Source organism: Oleiphilus sp. HI0132 (genome assembly GCF_001635845.1).
On record NZ_LWGJ01000888.1, the window covers coordinates 1 to 1,000 of the forward strand.

Here is a 1,000-nt window from a genome sequence, read left to right on the forward strand (position 1 = left end):
GACAACCTACGCTAAGCCACTGTAAATATTGGACTTTGACAGTACTTGACTGTAATTGAATGAATCTGACTGAAATGAGTATGGTGCCCGGGGCCGGAATCGAACCGGCACGTCCCGAAGGACGACAGATTTTAAGTCTGTTGCGTCTACCAATTTCGCCACCCGGGCTTTGGGGGCTTTTACATTTAACACCAAAGGGATGCTAAATGGAGGCGCGAGCCGGAGTCGAACCGGCCTACGTGGATTTGCAATCCAGTGCATAACCGCTTTGCTATCGCGCCTTTAAACTTGTACTAAACAAGAGCTTCAAATTCTACCATAGGATTGCAGCAATCCAGTGCACTCTTGTTAATCGGGCAGAGCCCTAAGCGCTTTGCTATCGCGCCTTTAAACTTGTACTAAACAAGAGCTTCAAATTCTACCNTAGGATTGCAGCAATCCAGTGCACTCTTGTTAATCGGGCAGAGCCCTAAGCGCTTTGCTATCGCGCCTTTAAACTTGTACTAAACAAGAGCTTCAAATTCTACCGTAGGATTGCAGCAATCCAGTGCACTCTTGTTAATCGGGCAGAGCCCTAAGCGCTTTGCTATCGCGCCTTTAAACTACACCGTAAACTATATCGATAAATCTTTATAGTCCACTAACAAAAAACCTCGGATAAATCCGAGGTTTTTTAGAANTTGGAGCGGGAAACGAGATTCGAACTCGCGACCCCAACCTTGGCAAGGTTGTGCTCTACCAGCTGAGCTATTCCCGCAGATCACTTCATATTTCATTGCAACACTCTAGTAAAAAACAACTTTTCGTTGCCTGTGTTGCTGAAGTGGCGCATATATTAACGGATTCGATTTAAGAGTCAAGCAATGTTTAAGAGAATAATTCACTTTTTTTCAGCTATCTATTTTCCGAGAAGCAGATCGATTATTTTTTATACCAAAGCAGTAATACTTACTCCGCTTCTAACTCTCTTCAGAGAATAAGTGCTCCCACGATGCTGTGA

At 44.2% G+C, this 1,000-nt stretch carries 3 tRNA genes; all 3 read right to left on the reverse strand.

The annotated features are described in order from the left end of the window. Nucleotides 1–81: 81 nt before the first annotated feature. The 3 genes from A3766_RS10055 to A3766_RS10065 all read right to left on the reverse strand — a co-directional run bounded on the left by A3766_RS10055 (nt 82) and on the right by A3766_RS10065 (nt 757). Nucleotides 82–168: transfer RNA gene (locus tag A3766_RS10055), tRNA-Leu, on the reverse strand. A gap of 39 nt (nt 169–207) precedes the next feature. Beyond that, nucleotides 208–281 (reverse strand) — tRNA-Cys (locus tag A3766_RS10060). Between the two features lie 400 nt (nt 282–681). Then, a tRNA-Gly gene (locus A3766_RS10065) sits at nt 682–757 on the reverse strand. Between the last annotated feature and the right edge of the window lie 243 nt (nt 758–1,000).